The sequence below is a fragment of the Marinobacter sp. bablab_jr003 genome (assembly GCF_016464245.1).
In the GTDB taxonomy this organism is placed as follows: Bacteria; Pseudomonadota; Gammaproteobacteria; order Pseudomonadales; family Oleiphilaceae; genus Marinobacter; species Marinobacter vinifirmus.
Genome location: NZ_JADARC010000098.1, coordinates 1 through 2,042 on the forward strand (window position 1 = coordinate 1; position 2,042 = coordinate 2,042).

General features: G+C 61.7%; 2 protein-coding genes. Both read left to right on the forward strand.

Annotated features, from left to right (window positions below):
- A partial coding sequence (gene istA, locus H3Z84_RS09380) for an IS21-like element ISSpu5 family transposase (RefSeq protein ID WP_199457275.1) occupies nucleotides 1-1,171 on the forward strand: 1,171 nt, incomplete at its 5' end.
- Nucleotides 1,172-1,182: 11 nt separating this feature from the next.
- Nucleotides 1,183-1,938 (forward strand): IS21-like element ISSpu5 family helper ATPase IstB, encoded by a 756-nt coding sequence (gene istB / locus H3Z84_RS09385; RefSeq protein ID WP_008170042.1) that lies wholly within the window; start codon nucleotides 1,183-1,185, stop codon nucleotides 1,936-1,938.
- Nucleotides 1,939-2,042 lie beyond the last annotated feature (104 nt).

The following is a 2,042-nucleotide window of genomic DNA, read 5'->3' on the forward strand; positions in this document are numbered from 1 at the left end:
GGCCTGGCAGGGCAAGCTGGATCTGGTGATGCGTCAGGACCACCGAGCCGGTGAAAAGCTGTTCGTGGACTATGCTGGGCACACGGTGCCCGTCATTGACCGCACCACCGGTGAGATCCATGAGGCGCAAGTCTTTGTGGCGGTGATGGGTGCGTCCAATTACACCTACGCCGAGGCCACCTGGAGCCAGACCCTGCCGGACTGGATCGGCTCCCACATCCGAGCCTTCGAGTTCCTGGGCGGCGTGCCGGAACTGGTGGTTCCGGATAACCTCCGTTCCGGCGTCAGCAAGGCCCATCGCTACGAGCCGGACCTCAATCCGACCTATCAGGATATGGCTGGCCATTATGGCGTGGCCGTTGTCCCTACACGGGTTCGCAAGCCCCGTGACAAGGCCAAGGTGGAAGGTGGCGTATTGATCGTTGAGCGCTGGATCCTGGCGGCCCTGCGCCATCGTCAGCACTTCTCCCTGGGGCAGCTCAACGCCACCATCCGTGAGCTGTTGGAGAAGCTCAATAGCCGCCCCTTCCGCAAGTTGCCCGGGTGCCGGCTTGATCACTTCAAACAGCTGGACCAGCCGGTTCTACAACCGCTACCCGCCGAGCCGTATGTCTACGCCGAGTGGAAAAAAGCCCGGGTACACATCGACTACCACGTGGCCATCGATGGGCACTACTACTCGGTGCCCTACACCCTGATCAAGAAAGAGGTGGAGGTCCGGATCACCCAGAACACCATCGAATGCTTCCACCGGGGCAACCGGATCGCCAGCCACCGGCGTTCGGATCAGAAGGGTCGGCATAGCACCATCGCCGCTCACATGCCGGAGTCCCATCGCCAAGCCGGCGAGTGGACCCCAGAGCGACTGACCGCCTGGGCAGCCAAGACTGGACCGGCAACTGAAAAGCTTATCCGTACCGCGCTGGGGGCAAGAAAGCATCCGCAACAGGCCTATCGGTCCTGTCTGGGCATTCTCCGACTGGGCCAGAGCTACGGCGAGGCACGATTAGAACGTGCCTGCCAACGCGCCCTGATGCTGGGCAGTTGCCGATACAAGAGCATCGAATCCATCCTCAAGCATCGCCTGGATGAGCAGCCCCTGGAAGAGCAACAAGAACTGGCCTTACCCGACACACACGACAACATCCGCGGCCCTGCCTACTACCACTGAAGGAACCTGACATGCTGAAACATCCCACGCTGGATAAGCTCCACGCCCTCAAACTGACCGGCATGGCCGCCGCCCTGGCGGATCAATCGGCCACCCCCGACATTACCGATCTGAGCTTCGAGGAGCGCCTTGGCCTGCTGGTCGACCGGGAAATGACGGAACGGGACAACCGACGCATGAGCAGCCGCCTGCGCCGGGCCAAGCTGCGACACGCCGCCATCCTCGAAGACATTGATTACCGGAACTCACGCGGCCTGGATAAAGGGCTTGTCCAGAGTCTGGCCAGCTGCCAGTGGGTGAAGGAACACCTGAACGTGCTCATCACCGGCCCGACTGGCGTCGGGAAAACCTGGTTGGCCTGTGCTCTGGCACACAAGGCCTGCCGGGAGGGTTACACCGCCCAGTACGTCCGCCTGACCCGGCTGCTACGAGAGCTGACCATCGCCAAGGGCGATGGCCAATACTCAAAGCTCCTGACCAGCCTGGCCAAGGTCGACGTGCTGATCCTGGATGACTGGGGGCTGATGAAGCTGAGCGCGGAGAACCGGCGGGACTTGCTGGAGGTGCTGGAAGACCGACATGGCCGGCGCTCCACCATCGCCACTAGCCAATTACCCATCGAGGAATGGCACGGCATCATCGGTGACGCCACTCTGGCAGATGCCATCCTGGACCGGCTCGTACACAACGCCTACAAGATCAATCTGCGGGGCGAATCCATGCGAAAACAGCAGGCAAAGTTGACGGGCACTGAGACTTCGGAGTAAGAAGAGAAACCCCGCGTCGCTACGCTCCGATGGGTGGCAGCCTTGCTCCGGTCCGGGTGGCAGGCTTCACGTGGAATGGGTGGCAACCTTCAGCGGTTTACGCA